Genomic DNA, 16,474 nt, shown 5'->3' with positions numbered 1-16,474 from the left:
GATATGAATTTAGTTTTAGCAATTTTCTTGATTATGGCAGCATTTGCTGGAGGCGTGATTTTGGGTATGTATTTGCTTCGTCGGCAAGTTGAGAAGGAATTTGCAGAAAATCCGCGTCTGAATGTAGAAGCAGTTCGGACCTTGCTGAGCGCTAGCGGCCAACGGCCAAATGAAGCGAAAGTGCAGCAAGTCTATCGTCAAATTATCAGCCAGCAGAAAGCTGCGCTTGCTAAGAGCAAAAAGAAAAAATAATTTTCTAGTGGCTGGCTGTTAATACCAGTAGAGAAAATCTATAAAAAAATGGGGATTTGGAATCTGCTTCCAGTCCCTTGTTTTAGAAAGAAGACCTTATGGATAATCGACCAATCGGTTTTTTAGACTCAGGAGTGGGCGGTTTGACTGTAGTCCGTGAGCTCATGCGGCAGCTCCCCCACGAAGAGGTCATTTATATCGGAGATTCAGCGCGGGCTCCTTACGGTCCTAGGCCTGCTGAGCAGATTCGCGCTTATACCTGGCAGTTGGTCAACTTCCTCCTGACCAAGGATGTTAAGATGATTGTTATCGCCTGCAATACTGCGACTGCCGTTGTCTGGGAAGAAGTGAAGGAAAAGCTGGATATTCCAGTACTGGGCGTGATTCTGCCGGGGGCTAGTGCAGCTATTAAGTCAACTGCCAGTGGCCGCATCGGTGTTATTGGAACGCCAATGACTGTTTCTTCTGATATTTATCGTCAGAAGATTGAAGCGCTCTCGCCGGAGATGCAGGTGGAAAGTTTGGCCTGCCCTAAGTTTGTACCTTTGGTAGAGTCCAATGAACTTCATTCCAGTCTTACCAAAAAAGTGGTCTATGAAACCCTGCAGCCTCTGGCTGGCCGGGTAGATACCCTGGTCTTGGGCTGCACCCACTATCCCTTGCTCCGGCCTATTATTCAAAATAGGATGGGACCAAATGTGAAGCTGATTGACAGCGGTGCAGAGTGTGTACGGGATATTTCTGTCCTGCTCAATTACTTTGAAATCAACCGCAGCCGGGAAAAACAGGAGCTCAATCACCAATTTTACACAACTGCCAATGCCAAAAGCTTTTCGGAGATTGCAGAAAGCTGGCTGGGCCTGAAAGTGAATGTGGAGCATGTAAGCTTATGACAAATAAAATTTATGAATACATTGACGAGAACAATTGGTATATCGGAGAATGGACCCGCTTTCGCAAGACTGGCTATCATTTCAACGACATCCCTTACAGGCTCTTGGAGCATATTGATGCAGAGTTGTGTGAGCTGATTGAGCGGGATTTGGATGAAGAATACAATGCTTTTACCACAGTTGTAGTCAAATACGGCTCGCCTATGTCCTATATTCAGTTTGTCCTCAATATGATTAACGACCGTCAGGAGCGAGAGTTTAAGGCGACCAGTCATAAGGGAGCTATTCTGATTACAGAAAAGGACTTGCTGCGCAAGGTCTTCTTCCTGTCTAAGGATGGGGTTAAGATGACCGACTTTTTTGGTCAGGAGCAAGAGTCCGAGATAACTGTCGGAGATACCATCTTGATTGCGACTCGCAACGAAGGAAAGACAGCAGAGTTTCGCGAACTCTTTGAAAAGCTGGGCTATAAGGTTGAAAATCTCAATGATTATCCTGACTTGCCAGAAGTGCAAGAGACAGGAACTACCTTTGAGGAAAATGCGCGGCTCAAGGCGGAGACAATCAGTAAGCTGACCGGTAAAATGGTGCTAGCTGACGACTCGGGTCTGCAGGTCGATGTTTTAGGCGGCTTGCCTGGCGTCTGGTCGGCTCGCTTCGCTGGAGTAGGGGCGACAGATGATGAAAACAACATCAAGCTCTTGCATGAGTTAGCTATGGTGTTTGATGTCAAGGACCGCTCTGCCCATTTTCATACAACCCTAGTGGTGGCTAGTCCTGACAGGGAGTCACTGGTAGTTGAAGCGGATTGGCCGGGCTACATTGCCCATGAGCCAAAAGGGGAAAATGGCTTTGGCTATGATCCCTTGTTCTTAGTGGGAGAAACAGGAAAAACGTCTGCCGAACTGACGATGGAAGAAAAAAATGCGCAATCCCATCGGGCTCAGGCAGTTAAGAAATTAGTGGAGGTATTTCCAGCATGGCAAAGCAAACCATTATAGTCATGAGTGATTCTCATGGCGACCGTGCTATTGTTGAAGAGATTAGGAATCATTATATTGGAAAGGTAGATGCGATTTTCCATAACGGAGACTCTGAGCTTCCTTCTGATGATGAGGTATGGCAAGGGATTCAGGTTGTTGCAGGGAATATGGACTTTTACGACGGCTATCCAGAACGCTTGGTGACGGATTTGGCAGGGACCATTATTGCCCAGACTCACGGGCATCTCTTCCATATCAACTTTTCTTTTCAAAAGCTGGATTTGTGGGCGCAAGAGGTTAATGCAGACATCTGTCTCTATGGTCACCTGCATATCCCAGATGCTCGAATGGAGGGCAAAACGCTCTTTCTGAATCCGGGCTCCATCAGCCAGCCACGCGGCCTGATCAACGAACGCCTCTACGCTAAGGTAGAGATTGATAAGGACCGCTTTAAAGTTGATTTCTATACACGAAATCATGAACTTTATCCAAGCTTGTCCAAGGAGTTTAGCCGATGATTGCTAAGGAATTTGAAGACTATCTGCTGCAACATGAAGAAACTTTTTTGACGCCTGGGGAAAATTTGGCGGTTATGATTGACACCCACAATGTGGATCATGCTATCCTACTATTGAGCCAGATGACATACTCACGTGTACCAGTCGTGACAGCAGATAAAAAGTTTGTTGGTACGATTTCCCTGACCGACATCATGTCCTATCGCATGCGCCATGATTTGCCAGAAGAGGAATTCATGATGACAGATATCGTCCACATGACCAAAATGGACGATTTGACAGTTGGGCCAGATTATACTGTATCAGATGTGCTTCATAAGCTGGTCGACGAGTCATTCCTGCCGGTTGTGGGCGAGGATCAGCATTTTTACGGAATTATTACTAGAAAGTCCATTTTGAAAGCTGTCAATTCTTTGTTGCACGGCTTTAGCAAGAAGTACGAAATTCGCAAAAAATGAAAGAATACATTAGACCGTTTTTAAATCAAAAAAACATCTCAGAAAATTCTAAAATTGCCTATTCTTATGATTTGGAGCAGTTTATCGAGGAAGTGCATGGCCGGATTACCGAGACCAATCTGCGGATTTATCAGGCCTCTATCAAGGATTTTAAGGCAGCTGTTCAGAAGCGGAAGCTCTCAGCAGTCAATCAATTTCTCTACTTCCTTTATCAGCAGCAGCTTATTGAGGAGTTTCACCGCTTGGTCCTGCCCAAGGTCTCCATATCGAAGGAGCAGGAAAATGAACTATTAGACCTGTCTGCTTTTTGGCAGGAATCAAGCGTTCCCAGGGGGCGTCTGATGGCTCTTCTTATTTTGGAAATGGGCTTGCTGCCCAGCGAGATTCTGCAGGTCAGAGTGGCAGATGTTAATCTGGACTTTCAGGTTTTGAAGATTGAAAAGGCCGGTCAGAAGCGGGTTATCAAGATTCCTGAGAGCCTGACGGGTGAGTTAGAAGACTATCTGACGGGGACGTATTTATTTGAGAAAAACGGCAAATCCTATTCTCGTCAATGGGGTTTCCGTCAGCTAGAGGCCTTCTTGATTGAGCAGGGACAAGCCAGTCTATCTGCCCAAAGCCTGCGTGAGCAGTTTATTTTACGCCAGCGGGAGAAGGGGATTGGTCTCTATGATATTGCCCAAGATTTGGGCTTGAAAACCATGATTACACTAGAAAAATATAGATAAAATGGATATCAAACTAAAAGATTTTGAAGGCCCGTTGGACCTGCTGCTCCACCTCGTATCTAAGTACCAGGTGGATATTTATGATGTGCCCATTACGGAGGTCATCGAGCAGTATCTGGCTTATGTGGCCACCTTGCAGGCCATGAAGCTGGAAGTGACGGGCGAGTACATGGTCATGGCAAGCCAGCTCATGCTGATTAAGAGCCGCAAGCTTTTGCCTAAGGTAGCAGATAATGCTGAGCTGGAAGATGATTTGGAGCAAGACCTCTTGAGCCAGATTGAGGAATACCGCAGGTTCAAGCTCTTAGGTGAGAAAATGTCGCTCCAGCATGATGACCGAGCGCTTTATTATTCTAAGCCTAAGCTAGAGCTGGTTTATGAGGATGCTGAGCTCCTGCATGACAAGTCAACGATTGATCTTTTCTTGGCTTTTTCCAAGGTTATAGCCAAGAAGCAAGAGGAGTTTTCTAAGAGCCATACAACCATTGTGCGAGACGAGTACAAGATTGAGGACATGATGGAAGTGGTGCGTCAGCGTTGTGCTGGTAAGAGCCGTCTGGCTCTGCAGGAGATTTTTGCAGAGACCAAGGATATGAATGAAATTATCACTCTCTTTCTGGCGACATTGGAATTGGTCAAGGTGCAGGAAGTGCAAGTCATTCAGGAAGAAAATTTTGGAAATATTTATTTAGTAGGAAGAGGAAATGAGTAAGTTAGCAGAGATTGAAGCCCTGCTTTTTGTGGCGGGAGAAGATGGACTCAAGGTTCATCAATTGGCAGAAATCCTTTCTTTGCCGCCGACCGGGGTTATTCAGAGTTTGGAGAAGTTGGCTGAGCAATATGAAGCCAATCCAGACTCTAGCCTGACCCTACTGGAAACCTCAAAGACTTATAAACTAGTCACTAAGCCAGAGTTTGCTGAGATTCTGCGGGCCTATTCACGGGCGCCGATCAATCAAAGTCTGTCGCGGGCGGCCCTTGAGACCTTGTCTATCATTGCCTATAAGCAGCCGATTACAAGGGTAGAAATAGATGACATCCGCGGGGTTAATTCCAGCGGTGCTTTGGCCAAGCTCTTGGCTTTTGAATTGGTTCGAGAGGATGGCAAAAAAGAGGTCATTGGCCGGCCAAATCTCTATGTGACAACGGATTATTTCTTAGACTATATGGGGATCAATCACCTAGATGAGCTACCGATTGTCGAAGAAACAGAGCTAGTTGCTGAAGAAAGCCAGCTCTTTATTGAAAGGACAGATATCGATGAGAATCAATAAATACATCGCTCATGCTGGGATAGCCAGCCGCCGTAAGGCAGAAGAGCTAATCAGGCAGGGGAAGGTCAGTATAAACGGCCAAGTGGTACGTGAGCTGGCGACGAACGTCAAGTCTGGCGACCGCGTGGAAGTAGAAGGCCAACCTATCTACAACGAAGAGAAGGTTTATTACCTCCTCAATAAGCCGCGTGGGGTCATTTCCTCTGTCAGTGATGACAAGGGACGTAAGACAGTCGTGGAGCTCTTGCCTCAGGTCAAGGAGCGAATTTATCCGGTCGGTCGTTTGGACTGGGATACTTCTGGTATTCTCATTCTGACCAATGACGGAGATTTTACCGACGAGATGATTCATCCCCGCAATGAGATTGACAAGGTCTATGTGGCCCGTGTCAAAGGATTGGCCAATAAAGAAGTTCTTCGTCCTCTGACTCGCGGTATTGAGATAGAGGGGCGCAAAACCAAGCCAGCGGTTTATGAGATTATCAAGGTTGATCCGGCGAAAAATCGCTCGGTCGTTCAGCTGACAATCCACGAAGGTCGTAACCATCAGGTCAAGAAGATGTTCCAGGCGGTCGGATTGCAAGTAGATAAGCTTTCACGAACTCGATTTGGTCATTTGGACTTAACTGGCCTCAAGCCTGGTGAGTATCGTAAGCTCAATAAAAAAGAAGTCAGCCAGCTGCATACACTGGCTGTAACCAAGACCAAGAAATGATAAAGAAACTGCTTATTGCTCCTGTCCGCTTTTATCAACGCTTCATATCGCCTGCTTTCCCTCCATCTTGCCGCTTTCGGCCCACCTGCTCTAACTATATGATAGAAGCTATCCAGAAGCATGGAGCCAAGGGAGTTTTGATGGGTTTGGCTCGAATTCTCCGTTGCCATCCTTGGTCTCAGCCGGGCGAAGACCCTGTACCAGAACATTTCAGTTTGAGAAGAAATAATTCAAGAAAAAGAGAGTGGGACAGAAATCGGTAATTCGTTAGAATTCGATTTCGTCGTCCCACCTCCGCACAGTTGAGTAGGGCTGTAAAAGCTGATTAAATCAGCGTAGTAGAGCCCACTCAACCACTGCGTCTTGCTCGACAATCCAAAGACAATTGAGAGGCTAGGACTTTTGTCCCAGCCTCTTTTATATATATCTATATTTTCCGAATGTTTCCTATCTTCTAGACCAAGTCTTAGGCAGGAAGAGCAGGAGAATCGGGTAGATTTCCAAGCGACCGCCAATCATAGCAAAGGCTAGCAGCAGTTTAGAAAAAGGACTAAAGATAGAAAAATTATCTGTCGTCCCAATCATGGGGCCAATATTGTTGAAGCAAGAGAGAACCCCGCTGACAACCGTCATGAAATTATCATTATCCAAGCTGACAATGAAAATGAGAGCTAGAACAATCAAGATATAAACAGCTAAGTATTTCAGTACCTTATGCTGGGTATCCTTGTCAATGACCGCACCATTGACATGCAAGGTCAGGACGCGATTAGGTGATAAGGTAGATAGAATCTGATTTTTAGCAATGCGGGAAATAATAATCCCCCGAATAACCTTGAATCCCCCAGCAGTTGATCCAGCTGAGCCCCCGATACACATGAGCAGGAGCAGGATAACCTGAGAAAAGAGCGGCCATTTGACTGTATCGCCATAGCCAAATCCAGTTGTTGTGATGACATTGGCTACCTGGAAGAAGGAAATCTCCACGCTCTTGGCAAAGCCTTGATAGAGATGGAAGACATTAAAGGCAATCAAGGCTGTGGAAAGAAATACAATCCAGAGATAGCCCTTGAGCTCCTCATCTTCAAAGCAAGTTTTAAACTTACGAATCAGCAAGTAATAGTAGAGATTGAAGTTGACCCCGAAAGCTAAAACTCCAAAGCTGACCAGATAAGTAATCAGTGAGCTATTATAGTGGGCGATACCGTCATTATAAACGGTGAATCCTCCTGTGCCAGCAGTTCCCATGGCAATGACGAGACTGTCAAAGAGGGGCATGCCAGCTAGGAAGTAGAGCAAGGCGAAAATAGCAAAGAGAGCTAGATAGATGATGTAAAGAATCTGAGCCGTACTCTTGAGCTTGGACACAACCTTGCCAAAGACTGGTCCAGGTACCTCTGCTTTCATGACCTCCAAGTGACCATTTTTAGCATTGTCCATAATAGCTAGGGCAAAGACCAGCACTCCCATTCCTCCGATTAAGTGGGTAAAACTGCGCCAGAAGAGCAGCGAATGGGAGAGAACGCCGACATCGTTAAGGATAGTCGCTCCCGTGGTGGTAAAGCCAGAGCTGATCTCAAAGAAAGCATCAATAACGTCTGGAATCTGCCCGGAAAAAACAAAGGGCAGGGCTCCGAAGAAGGACCAGAGAATCCAGCAAAGGGCTACAATTAGTACACCTTCCTTGGCGTAGATATGTAGGTCCTTGGGCTTAAAATAAGAGCCTATGCCACCTAAAACTAGCAGGATGGCCATGGTCGCCCCGATAGAGAGAAAGATTTTTAAGGGCTCACCGTAGATTAGAGCTACGATAATGGGCACAATCAGCAGTGCCGCCTCAATCAGTAGTAATTTTGCCAGCAGGTAGCGAATCATAGATCTATTCATGGGCCTACCTCGCTAACAGATCATAAATCTGCGTGATATTTTGCAGCAGAGTGGTAACGATAATCTTATCTCCGACTTGCAGGTTGTCATCACCGGTAGGGAAGATGGCTTTGCCTTGACGGATAATGGCCGCAATCAGGACATCTTTCTTCAGATGAAGCTGAGACAGAGGAATACCAGTCATCTTGTTTTCTTCTTTGATTTGGAACTGCAAGGTTTCGATTTGGCCATTGGCTACATGGTGCAGAGCTTCTAGGTTAGAGAATTGAGCATTGTAGCGACCGCGGATAAAGTGCATAATGGTATCAACAGCGATACCTTTAGGCGTCACGATGCTGGCAAAATCTTGGTTATCAATGATTTCCAACAAACTAGTCCGGTTAATCTTGGTGATGTTTTTCTGTACACCTAGATTATTAAGGAACATGGAAGTGATGATATTTTCTTCATCCACACCAGTCAAGGTAGCGATAGCATCAAAGTTGTTGGCGCGTTCCTCCAGCAGGATGTCCTTGGCAGTACCATCTCCATGGACTACATAGAGATCAGGAAATTCCTGACTGAAAAAGTTTGCCCGCTCACGGTTGGATTCAATGATTTTAAGCTCAATTTTACTGTTTTTGAGAATGTTGAGCAGGTAATAAGCGATCTTGCCTGCCCCGATAATCATCAGGCTCTTAACCACTCTAGGGCGTACCATATTGTGGAATTGAACAATGTCTAGGCGGTTACCTGTTACATAGATCTTGTCTCCGGCCTCCAAAGTGAAGTCACCGTCAGGAATTTCCAAGTGCCCTTTTCTCTCAATAGCACAGACAATGATATTTCCAAATTTCTTACGGAACTGGGAAATATTCATCTGGCAGAGATTGCTGTCTTCCTTGAGTTTGAACTCCATCAGTGCTACTCGCCCATTGGCAAAGTGCTCTACTGACAGAGCATTAGGGAAGTCAATGTTATTAGCAATATAGCGAGCAGTTAGGAGCTCAGGATTGACCACCAACGAGAAGCCCAGAATGTTCTTCTCTTTAAAGTAAGGGTTGGAATACTCAGGATTGCGCACTCGGACGATAGTTTCTTTAGCCCCCATCCGCTTGGCTAGAACCGCTGAAACCATGTTGACCTCATCATGCTCGGTCATAGAGATGAAAATGTCACAGTGCCCAACATCTGCCTGTTCTAGGATTTTAAAGTTGGCACCATTGCCAGCAATACCGATAATATCATAGCGTTTGGTAATCTGGTTGAGAACAGCCTCATCCTGCTCAATCAGGATAACATCATGTTTTTCAGCCACTAAGGAGCGACAGAGGGCCGTTCCGACCTTCCCGCCGCCAACAACGATAATTTTCATAAGTTTAGATTCCTCCAAAGTATGTATCTATCATACTCTTTTTTCATTTAAATTTCATCTATATAATACAGAATAGTCTAGTTATTTATAGAATTCCGAATATTTTTTTACAAAAATGGTATCTTCCTATGAAAATTTAAAAAAAACTAGAATTTTTTGAGCCGTTTTTATTGACTTGTAGGCTGAAAGTGTTATACTAAATGAGTACCTTCATTGGTTTACCTCAAACCTGTTGTGATGTAAGTTAATGAAGCCTTAACCACGCTGTTTGCTGAGCTTGACTCCGGGCAGTGTGGCTATTTTTTTATCTAAAGAAAAATACTAGGAAAAATATTTTTATTATGAAAAATCATATCGTTCTTTTTGAGCCTCAGATTCCGCAGAATACCGGCAATATTGCCCGTACTTGCGCCGCGACTAATTCACCGCTTCACATCATCAAGCCCATGGGTTTTCCCATTGATGATCGCAAGATGAAGCGGGCGGGGCTGGACTATTGGGATAAGCTGGATATCACCTATTATGAGAGTTTAGACGATTTTATGGAGCAGATGGACGGCCGTCTTTACCTAATTTCTAAGTTTGCGGAGAAGGTTTATTCTGAGGAAAACTTTGCAGCAGAAGGTTCGCACTATTTTATGTTTGGTCGTGAGGACAAGGGGCTGCCAGAAGAATTTATGCGTCGCCATCCAGAAAAAGGCTCTGCGTATTCCTATGAACGACCAGCATGTCCGCAGCCTTAATGTATCGAATGCTGTCTGCATGATTGCCTATGAAGCCCTGCGTCAGCAGAATTTTGCTGGCTTAGATTTGGTACATGAGTATGAAGTGGACAAGCTGAAGTAGCGGAATGAGTGTATCTAAGCAGTAAATTTTCCTGATTGATAGAACACTGCTGTTGAAACGCTTTTAATTACATCAATCAAGATGCTTGCTCTGGCAGGCTTTTTTTGTTATGATAATGATGTCTTCAGGGCAGGGTGAGATTCCCGACCGGCGGTAACTTTTGGCTGGAAAATGTTTTTTCTCAATGCCAAATCAAGTCCGCGAGCGCAAGCTGATGTGGTGAGATTCCACAACCGACAGTATAGTCTGGATGGGAGAAGACGAGAGGCAGTGAAGCAATCTTGCCGTTTAATCTTTATTTAAGGGCTGAGCCTTATACTAAATAATCATTAGCTGACAAGCTTTTTTCAGTGGCCTTTCCGGCTTCTCTAATTTTTATAAATTGGAGGAACCTGTGATGACAAATACTCGTAAATTGGCGATTGTAGCAGTTTTATCTGCTCTATCATTTCTACTCATGCTTTATGAGATTCCCTTGATAACCGAGTTTTTAAAGTTGGATTTTTCAATTATTCCGATTTTACTGGCTTTGGTCGTCTTGGATTTAAAAAGCTCTCTGGCAGTGCTCTTGATTCGCTCTGTCTTAAAGCTAGCTTTGAATAATCATGGTATAGGTACTCTAATCGGTCTACCCATGAATATACTAGCGGTAGCTGTCTTTGTTTCTGTTTTTTCACTTTTATGGAAAAAAAGGAAGAGCTTGTTTGACTATGTAAAGGCTTCTTTGGCAGCAACACTTGGTCTAACGATTACTATGATCGTTTTAAATGTTATTTATGCAGTTCCTCTCTATGCGAGGTTTGCTGGTTTTGATATTAATAAAGCATTTGGTCTTTCCAAGTATCTGCTGACTATGATTGTCCCTTTTAACCTATTAGAAGGAGTGATCTGGGCTGCTGTCTTTTGGCTAATTTACACGCTCTTGCAGCCCGTCCTAAAACGCTATGAAAAATAAACAATCTTATCTAACAAAGGGCTCTTTTGCCCTTTTACTTTTCGTCATGCTAGGCTACATGGTCAAGTTTTATCCTGAGCAGCTGGCCAGCTTTGACACCCCGATTCAGACCTGGCTTCGGGGAGACTTACCTGCAGCTTTGACGACTTTTTTCAAACTTGTAACCAGTGTGATTGATCCGATGGGGATTATCATCTGGGTTTCAGCTCTTGTCCTTTTTTTCCTTTACAAAAAATGGAAGCTGGAGGCTGCCTTGCTAGCGGGAAATCTGGTCTTACATGGGATTTTGATTAAGCTGATTAAACTCGTTTACCACAGAAGTCGGCCCAGTATTTCGCATTTGGTCGAAGAGGGTGGTTATTCTTTCCCGAGCGGACATTCCATGGCGACAGCCATTGTTCTTGGAACCTTGATTATTATCGCTCAGCAACGGATTCAAAACCAAAAAATCAAGCGCTTGGCACAAGGCCTGCTCCTGGTCTATATCTTCACTGTTATGGCATCCAGAGTCTATCTGGGCGTGCATTATCCGACAGATGTTATCGGAGGAGCCTTGATGGGCTTTGCCATCCTCAATATCGAATTTCCCTTTTATGACAAGCTGCGTTTTCAGTGGCGTTTCAAAGGAAAGCAGAAATAAATATAGATGAGAAAGGTTGGCTTTGCTGGCCTTTTTGTCCTGACAAAGAAAATCCCTTTCTTTAAGATAGGGGCAAACAAGATTAGGAGGTCAGAATGTCCAATTTGAATCAAGAAATCATAGATGCTGTTTTAGCATTAGTAGATAGCATTCCCTCTGGGCGCGTGGCGACCTATGGTCAGATTGCTCGTTTGATTGGTCGGCCAAAAAATGCCCGCTTGGTGGGAAAGATTCTCAGTCAATCGGAACTTTATGGTGGCAAACATCCTTGCCATCGGGTAGTCAATGCAGCAGGGCGCCTCGCACCTGGCTGGGAAGACCAGAGACACTTGCTCTGGGCGGAAGGAGTGGACTTGAAAGCCAATGGCTGTGTAGATCTCAAGCGTTATCAGTGGGAACGATGATTTCCTTCTTTCCTTGTGAAAGAGGGAATTTTTGTTGTTATAGCCCTTTTTGTGGTAGAATGAAAGGTATGAAATCTTACAATTCTTTGAATGATTATTATCGCAAACTTTTTGGAGAAAAGACTTTTAAGGTGCCTATTGATGCGGGCTTTGACTGTCCCAATCGGGATGGTACGGTAGCGCATGGAGGCTGTACTTTCTGTACCGTTTCGGGCTCTGGTGATGCTATTGTGGCGCCGGATGCGCCCATTCGCGAGCAGTTCTATAAGGAAATTGACTTTATGCACCGCAAGTGGCCTGATGTTCGCAAGTATCTGGTCTATTTCCAGAACTTCACCAATACCCATGAGAAGCTTGAAGTAATCCGTGAGCGCTATGAGCAAGCCATTAACGAGCCGGGTGTCGTTGGACTCAATATCGGAACTAGGCCGGATTGTTTGCCTGATGAGACCATAGCCTACTTGGCTGACTTATCCGAGCGTATGCATGTGACCGTGGAACTGGGGCTTCAGACTACCTATGAGGAGACTTCGGACCTCATCAATCGTGCCCATTCTTATGAGCTCTATGTGGAGACGGTCCAGCGAGTTCGTAAGCAAGCCCCCAAGGCGGAGATTGTCTCTCACTTGATCAATGGCCTGCCGGGCGAAACCCATGAGATGATGCTGGAGAATGTCCGCCGTTGCGTGACGGATAATGACATTCAGGGAATCAAGCTCCACCTGCTTCACTTGATGACTAATACCCGTATGCAGAGGGATTATCATGAGGGGCGGCTGCAGCTGCTCAGTCAAGAGGAATATGTCTCCATCGTCTGCGACCAACTGGAGATTATCCCCGAGCATATCGTCATCCACCGTATCACAGGCGATGCTCCAAGGGATATGTTGATTGGCCCCATGTGGAGCCTCAATAAATGGGAAGTTCTCAATGCCATTGAGGCAGAAATGCGTCGTCGTGGCAGCAAGCAAGGCTGTAAAGCAAAGGAGCAGAGATTCGTATGTTAAGACCATTGCAGATGGCCCATGCCTTTTTGGCAGAAGTGGTGACCAAGGAAGATATCGTGGTGGATGCTACTATGGGGAATGGGCATGACACCCTTTTTCTAGCTAAGTTGGCCAGGCAAATCTATGCCTTTGACATTCAGGAGCAGGCTGTGGAAAAGACCCGCCAGCGCTTGGCAGAAGCGGATTTGGACAATGCCCAGCTAATCTTGGCTGGCCATGAGACTCTAGACCAATACACAGACCATTTCAAGGCCGCTATTTTTAATCTTGGCTACCTGCCCTCGGCGGACAAGTCTGTCATTACCCGACCCGATACGACACTGGAAGCTTTGGAAAAGGTCTGCCGGGGCTTAGAAAAAGGAGGCCGCGCAGCTATCATGATTTACTACGGGCATGAAGGTGGCGAAGTTGAAAAAGATGCGGTGCTTGACTTTGTCACTCAGCTGCCCCAGCAGGACTTCACCGTTGCCCTCTACAAGACCATCAATCAGATTAACCATCCACCTTTCTTGGTCATGATTGAGAAGTTGAGAGAAGAAACTTGATATACAATAAGGATACAGAGAGAAAAGCCAGATAATAGAAGCTTTCAGTACTGTATCCTTATTTTTTAAATCGTGAAAATCAAATAATTAGGTCTAAAAGAAGGGAATTATGATGTGTGTAAATTTAAAGTCTTATATTTTCTTACAAAGAAGATATAAGACCTTTGACATTTTTCAGTTTATATGATAATCTATGACTGTAAAATCAAAAAATGTCACAGCGTTTTCAGGAGGAAGTTATGGCTACTGCTTTTACTAGCGAAGAAAAAGAAGTAATTAGAAAGAAATTACATACAGTTGCAAAGGAATGCCTTCAAAGATATGGGGTTAAGAAAACCACTGTAGACCAGATGGCAGCAATGGTAGATATTTCCAAAGGTTCTTTTTATAATTTTTATTCTTCAAAAGAAATGTTATTTTTTACGGTCTTAGAAGAATATCAAATAGATGTTATGAATCGCCTGACTGAACAATTAGGTATGGAAGTCAAGATAGATACAAATCGTCTGGTACAGTTACTTTATGATTTTTATCAAGATTTTCGCTATTCATTTATGTATACCATATTTAAAAATCATGAAATGGAATTACTCGTAAGAAAATTACCAAAAGAGGCGATAACAAATCATCATCTGATAGATGATAGGATGGTTAAAAAAATTGTATCCCGAATCAACATTAGAGAAAATGTATCGGTAGAAATCGTCTCTGCTTTATTTAGAACGATTGCTATGACTATATTACACATCGAGGAAATCGGTGAAGAACAATTTGATACTACATTGAAGTTAGTCATACAAGGAATTGTTGTGCAAATTACTAAGGAGGATAGGTAATGGTGAAAGAAGCAATTAGAACCGCAAACCTTTCTAAAAGATATGGAACAAAAAATGTTGTCAACAACTTGAATATATCAATAAAAAGTGGTGAAATAGTAGGTTTTTTAGGACTGAATGGTGCAGGGAAAACAACGACGATGAGAATGATGCTAGGATTGATAAAATCTACATCAGGAGAATGTTATATCCAAGGAAAAAAGTTAGACCTGAGTAATTTAGAACTTCGAAATGAAATAGGCTATATTATTGAGACACCTTATTCTTATCCAGACTTAACTGTGAGAGAAAATTTAGAAATCGTTAGTAAATTAAGAGGGGTTAATAAAGATAATATTGACTGGGTAATTGAAAAATTAAAACTAAAGCAATATGAACATAAACAGGAGAAGCATCTTTCTTTAGGAAATGTTGCGCGTTTAGGAATTGCAAAAGCGATTATTCATAAACCTAAAATCCTAATTCTTGATGAGCCAACAAATGGATTAGACCCTTTTGGAGTTATTGAAGTGAGAGAGCTATTAAAGGAATTGGCGAATAATCTAGGTACAACTGTTCTTATTTCAAGTCATAATCTGGAAGAAATATCTAAAATTGCTACTAGAATAGTCATTATACATGAGGGCAGACTTATAAGAGAAGTTGAAAGTAATGAATTAGAACAGTACTTAGAAAAGAAGTTACTAGTAAGTGGCTCTAATAATAAGGCCATGAAAGAAGTATTATCTAACCATGGCTATCAGGTGAGCATCCAATCAGACACAGAAAATAATATCAATTTCTTAGAACTAATTGATACAAAATCTGTGGAATATCCGGAAGAAATTGCTACATTGCTAGTTAATGCAGGTTATCCGCCCAAATCGCTGGCTGTTGAGAAAGAAGATTTAGAGCATTATTTCTTAAGAATACTGAATGACTATAATAGAGGTGTTTCGAATGAAAAAGCTTAGTTCCTGTATTTTAATTGAATGGAGAAAGTTAATAAAATCAAAACTTTCCATCGTAACTGCTTGTTCTATCTGTTTAGTTCCTTTTATTGTTGGGTTGTTTGCAACTATGATGAAATATCCAGAGAATTTCAAAAATCTTGGTTTGATTTCTGCAAAAATGGAAATGATGAGGATAACAGACTGGTCGTCATACTTAATGACCATATCACAAGTCATTTCTGTTGGGGGATTGCTCATTTTTGGATTTACAGCATCTTGGGTTTTTGGTAGAGAATATTCTGATAAAACTATGATAGACCTATTAGCACTCCCGATAAAAAGAGATACAATCGTATTATCCAAATTTATCGTTATCGCTCTATGGAGCTATATTCTATCAATTTTTGCACTTTTATTGGGATTATTAGCTGGCAATCTGATTGGACTTGATGGTGGGAACTTAACGGTGATTTTCAAAGGTATACTTACTTTTGGTTTTTGTACTACTCTTACGATCATACTCTCTACTCCAGTAGCATTTTTTGCTTGTTTAGGCCGGGGCTATTTGTCTCCATTGGCATTTATCATTTTTACTATTATTTTTTCTCAGCTTGGTTCTGCTCTTAACTTTGGGAAGTATATTCCATGGGCGATTCCTGCACTCGCAAGTGGTATTGCAGGAAAAGCATTATTGAATTTTGGGAGCATTGTCAGTTTATTTGGGGTAAGTATTCTAGGTCTTATCACAACAATAGCTTGGTGGAGGTATGCTGATTACGATTAAAATGAAGTGATGAAAATGCTAATAACACGAAACTAAGTCTTATTCATTTCCATTCAAAACAACCCCTCCTGTTCAGATTGAAAAACAAGAGGGGTTATATTATGACAATCGAAAGTTTTGGGGGAGAGGGGACTATGTGAATATCGTTGGCCTAAATGAAAAGATAGTTTCTAATATACGTGATTGGGAAAAAATGACCTTGTCTTTGATAAGTTAAGTGTCAAACCGTTCTCAGATGGCAGTTTTAGAATAAGATAAAAGCCTGTTTTTACGGGCATTAGTCAAACGAACATAGCATTGCCCCGAACAATGTTCAGCGAACTTCTTTAGATGTCGCTGGAGGGAAATTGCTTATAGCCGGTGTACAAGTCACTTGTTTTCACGGGTGGTTATGACTTCTCAAAATGAGCAAAAAACAGTAAACCTTTGTGATTTACTGTTTTAAAAATTCTTCTATTCAATT

General features: G+C 43.1%; 20 protein-coding genes, 1 pseudogene and 1 riboswitch. Of the genes and pseudogenes, 19 read left to right on the top strand and 2 right to left on the bottom strand.

Annotation, left to right across the window (positions count from 1 at the left end):
* Nucleotides 1-3 precede the first annotated feature (3 nt).
* The 10 genes from RG608_RS08635 to yidD all read left to right on the top strand — a co-directional run bounded on the left by RG608_RS08635 (nucleotide 4) and on the right by yidD (nucleotide 6,084).
* Nucleotides 4-252, top strand: coding sequence for a YneF family protein (locus RG608_RS08635; RefSeq protein WP_002894600.1), 249 nt, complete (start codon nucleotides 4-6; stop codon nucleotides 250-252).
* A gap of 98 nt (nucleotides 253-350) precedes the next feature.
* The gene (gene racE / locus RG608_RS08630) at nucleotides 351-1,145 is read left to right on the top strand and encodes a glutamate racemase (RefSeq protein ID WP_002899734.1); all 795 of its coding nucleotides are present in this window, start codon (nucleotides 351-353) and stop codon (nucleotides 1,143-1,145) included.
* Complete coding sequence (locus RG608_RS08625; protein WP_268687225.1) at nucleotides 1,142-2,146, top strand: nucleoside-triphosphate diphosphatase; 1,005 nt, start codon at nucleotides 1,142-1,144, stop codon at nucleotides 2,144-2,146. The genes racE and RG608_RS08625 overlap by 4 nt, the downstream gene beginning before the upstream one ends.
* Nucleotides 2,125-2,646 (top strand): metallophosphoesterase, encoded by a 522-nt coding sequence (locus RG608_RS08620; RefSeq protein ID WP_002894605.1) that lies wholly within the window; start codon nucleotides 2,125-2,127, stop codon nucleotides 2,644-2,646. Before RG608_RS08625 ends, RG608_RS08620 begins: the two co-directional genes overlap by 22 nt.
* Nucleotides 2,643-3,104, top strand: coding sequence for a cyclic-di-AMP-binding protein CbpB (cbpB, locus tag RG608_RS08615; protein WP_002897025.1), 462 nt, complete (start codon nucleotides 2,643-2,645; stop codon nucleotides 3,102-3,104). Before RG608_RS08620 ends, cbpB begins: the two co-directional genes overlap by 4 nt.
* Nucleotides 3,101-3,832 carry a site-specific tyrosine recombinase XerD gene (gene xerD / locus RG608_RS08610; protein ID WP_002894607.1) on the top strand — a complete coding sequence of 244 codons (732 nt, stop codon included), beginning with the start codon at nucleotides 3,101-3,103 and terminating at the stop codon, nucleotides 3,830-3,832. Before cbpB ends, xerD begins: the two co-directional genes overlap by 4 nt.
* A gap of 1 nt (nucleotide 3,833) precedes the next feature.
* Nucleotides 3,834-4,544, top strand: a complete 711-nt coding sequence (locus RG608_RS08605; RefSeq protein ID WP_268687224.1) for a segregation/condensation protein A — start codon at nucleotides 3,834-3,836, stop codon at nucleotides 4,542-4,544.
* Nucleotides 4,537-5,106 carry an SMC-Scp complex subunit ScpB gene (gene scpB, locus RG608_RS08600; RefSeq protein WP_002894610.1) on the top strand — a complete coding sequence of 190 codons (570 nt, stop codon included), beginning with the start codon at nucleotides 4,537-4,539 and terminating at the stop codon, nucleotides 5,104-5,106. Before RG608_RS08605 ends, scpB begins: the two co-directional genes overlap by 8 nt.
* Nucleotides 5,093-5,821 (top strand): pseudouridine synthase, encoded by a 729-nt coding sequence (locus RG608_RS08595; RefSeq protein WP_125353167.1) that lies wholly within the window; start codon nucleotides 5,093-5,095, stop codon nucleotides 5,819-5,821. Before scpB ends, RG608_RS08595 begins: the two co-directional genes overlap by 14 nt.
* On the top strand, nucleotides 5,818-6,084 hold the full coding sequence (yidD, locus tag RG608_RS08590) for a membrane protein insertion efficiency factor YidD (protein ID WP_268687223.1): 267 nt from the start codon (nucleotides 5,818-5,820) through the stop codon (nucleotides 6,082-6,084). The genes RG608_RS08595 and yidD overlap by 4 nt, the downstream gene beginning before the upstream one ends.
* Before the next feature lie 184 nt (nucleotides 6,085-6,268).
* On the opposite strand, the gene RG608_RS08585 is transcribed toward yidD, so the two are convergent.
* Together RG608_RS08585 and trkA are read right to left on the bottom strand one after the other, a co-directional pair.
* On the bottom strand, nucleotides 6,269-7,708 hold the full coding sequence (locus RG608_RS08585) for a TrkH family potassium uptake protein (RefSeq protein ID WP_268687222.1): 1,440 nt from the start codon (nucleotides 7,706-7,708) through the stop codon (nucleotides 6,269-6,271).
* A 4-nt stretch (nucleotides 7,709-7,712) separates the two neighbouring features.
* A complete protein-coding gene (gene trkA / locus RG608_RS08580; RefSeq protein WP_268687221.1) occupies nucleotides 7,713-9,062 on the bottom strand; it encodes a Trk system potassium transporter TrkA in 1,350 nt (449 codons plus the stop codon).
* 341 nt (nucleotides 9,063-9,403) lie between these two features.
* On the opposite strand from trkA, the pseudogene RG608_RS08575 reads away from it, so the two are divergent.
* From RG608_RS08575 to RG608_RS08535, 9 genes and pseudogenes are all read left to right on the top strand, one after another.
* Nucleotides 9,404-9,908, top strand: a pseudogene (locus tag RG608_RS08575) (tRNA (cytidine(34)-2'-O)-methyltransferase).
* A gap of 116 nt (nucleotides 9,909-10,024) precedes the next feature.
* Nucleotides 10,025-10,174, top strand: a riboswitch (FMN riboswitch).
* Between the two features lie 131 nt (nucleotides 10,175-10,305).
* On the top strand, nucleotides 10,306-10,863 hold the full coding sequence (locus RG608_RS08570; protein WP_268687256.1) for an ECF transporter S component: 558 nt from the start codon (nucleotides 10,306-10,308) through the stop codon (nucleotides 10,861-10,863).
* A complete protein-coding gene (locus tag RG608_RS08565; protein ID WP_268687219.1) occupies nucleotides 10,853-11,503 on the top strand; it encodes a phosphatase PAP2 family protein in 651 nt (216 codons plus the stop codon). The genes RG608_RS08570 and RG608_RS08565 overlap by 11 nt, the downstream gene beginning before the upstream one ends.
* 95 nt (nucleotides 11,504-11,598) lie before the next feature.
* Nucleotides 11,599-11,907: an MGMT family protein gene (locus RG608_RS08560; RefSeq protein WP_268687218.1), complete on the top strand. Its 309-nt coding sequence runs from the start codon at nucleotides 11,599-11,601 to the stop codon at nucleotides 11,905-11,907.
* Nucleotides 11,908-11,966: 59 nt separating this feature from the next.
* The gene (locus RG608_RS08555) at nucleotides 11,967-12,914 is read left to right on the top strand and encodes a TIGR01212 family radical SAM protein (protein ID WP_125402445.1); all 948 of its coding nucleotides are present in this window, start codon (nucleotides 11,967-11,969) and stop codon (nucleotides 12,912-12,914) included.
* A complete protein-coding gene (locus RG608_RS08550) occupies nucleotides 12,908-13,459 on the top strand; it encodes a class I SAM-dependent methyltransferase (protein WP_268687217.1) in 552 nt (183 codons plus the stop codon). Before RG608_RS08555 ends, RG608_RS08550 begins: the two co-directional genes overlap by 7 nt.
* Nucleotides 13,460-13,698: 239 nt before the next feature.
* Nucleotides 13,699-14,295 carry a TetR/AcrR family transcriptional regulator gene (locus RG608_RS08545; RefSeq protein ID WP_374989836.1) on the top strand — a complete coding sequence of 199 codons (597 nt, stop codon included), beginning with the start codon at nucleotides 13,699-13,701 and terminating at the stop codon, nucleotides 14,293-14,295.
* A complete protein-coding gene (locus tag RG608_RS08540; protein ID WP_268687216.1) occupies nucleotides 14,295-15,248 on the top strand; it encodes an ABC transporter ATP-binding protein in 954 nt (317 codons plus the stop codon). Before RG608_RS08545 ends, RG608_RS08540 begins: the two co-directional genes overlap by 1 nt.
* Nucleotides 15,235-16,011, top strand: a complete 777-nt coding sequence (locus RG608_RS08535) for an ABC transporter permease (RefSeq protein WP_268687215.1) — start codon at nucleotides 15,235-15,237, stop codon at nucleotides 16,009-16,011. The genes RG608_RS08540 and RG608_RS08535 overlap by 14 nt, the downstream gene beginning before the upstream one ends.
* Nucleotides 16,012-16,474 lie beyond the last annotated feature (463 nt).

It is taken from the genome of Streptococcus sp. IsoGale022, assembly GCF_031142805.1.
GTDB classification, from domain to species: domain Bacteria; phylum Bacillota; class Bacilli; order Lactobacillales; family Streptococcaceae; genus Streptococcus; species Streptococcus sanguinis_A.
The sequence above is the reverse complement of the archived record's forward strand: the minus strand, read 5'-3'. Positions and strand labels throughout refer to the sequence as shown.

Excerpts from the sequence above, each read along its gene's own strand:
- RG608_RS08535 (WP_268687215.1), top strand. The coding sequence starts at position 15,235 with ATGAAAAAGCTTAGTTCCTGTATTTTAATTGAATGGAGAAAGTTAATA.
- RG608_RS08625 (WP_268687225.1), top strand. The coding sequence starts at position 1,142 with ATGACAAATAAAATTTATGAATACATTGACGAGAACAATTGGTATATC.
- RG608_RS08560 (WP_268687218.1), top strand. The coding sequence starts at position 11,599 with ATGTCCAATTTGAATCAAGAAATCATAGATGCTGTTTTAGCATTAGTA.
- RG608_RS08555 (WP_125402445.1), top strand. The coding sequence starts at position 11,967 with ATGAAAGGTATGAAATCTTACAATTCTTTGAATGATTATTATCGCAAA.
- RG608_RS08565 (WP_268687219.1), top strand. The coding sequence starts at position 10,853 with ATGAAAAATAAACAATCTTATCTAACAAAGGGCTCTTTTGCCCTTTTA.
- RG608_RS08605 (WP_268687224.1), top strand. The coding sequence starts at position 3,834 with ATGGATATCAAACTAAAAGATTTTGAAGGCCCGTTGGACCTGCTGCTC.
- RG608_RS08540 (WP_268687216.1), top strand. The coding sequence starts at position 14,295 with ATGGTGAAAGAAGCAATTAGAACCGCAAACCTTTCTAAAAGATATGGA.
- RG608_RS08620 (WP_002894605.1), top strand. The coding sequence starts at position 2,125 with ATGGCAAAGCAAACCATTATAGTCATGAGTGATTCTCATGGCGACCGT.
- racE (WP_002899734.1), top strand. The coding sequence starts at position 351 with ATGGATAATCGACCAATCGGTTTTTTAGACTCAGGAGTGGGCGGTTTG.
- scpB (WP_002894610.1), top strand. The coding sequence starts at position 4,537 with ATGAGTAAGTTAGCAGAGATTGAAGCCCTGCTTTTTGTGGCGGGAGAA.
- RG608_RS08545 (WP_374989836.1), top strand. The coding sequence starts at position 13,699 with ATGGCTACTGCTTTTACTAGCGAAGAAAAAGAAGTAATTAGAAAGAAA.
- trkA (WP_268687221.1), bottom strand. The coding sequence starts at position 9,062 with ATGAAAATTATCGTTGTTGGCGGCGGGAAGGTCGGAACGGCCCTCTGT.
- RG608_RS08595 (WP_125353167.1), top strand. The coding sequence starts at position 5,093 with ATGAGAATCAATAAATACATCGCTCATGCTGGGATAGCCAGCCGCCGT.
- RG608_RS08635 (WP_002894600.1), top strand. The coding sequence starts at position 4 with ATGAATTTAGTTTTAGCAATTTTCTTGATTATGGCAGCATTTGCTGGA.
- cbpB (WP_002897025.1), top strand. The coding sequence starts at position 2,643 with ATGATTGCTAAGGAATTTGAAGACTATCTGCTGCAACATGAAGAAACT.
- RG608_RS08585 (WP_268687222.1), bottom strand. The coding sequence starts at position 7,708 with ATGAATAGATCTATGATTCGCTACCTGCTGGCAAAATTACTACTGATT.
- yidD (WP_268687223.1), top strand. The coding sequence starts at position 5,818 with ATGATAAAGAAACTGCTTATTGCTCCTGTCCGCTTTTATCAACGCTTC.
- RG608_RS08570 (WP_268687256.1), top strand. The coding sequence starts at position 10,306 with ATGACAAATACTCGTAAATTGGCGATTGTAGCAGTTTTATCTGCTCTA.
- xerD (WP_002894607.1), top strand. The coding sequence starts at position 3,101 with ATGAAAGAATACATTAGACCGTTTTTAAATCAAAAAAACATCTCAGAA.
- RG608_RS08550 (WP_268687217.1), top strand. The coding sequence starts at position 12,908 with ATGTTAAGACCATTGCAGATGGCCCATGCCTTTTTGGCAGAAGTGGTG.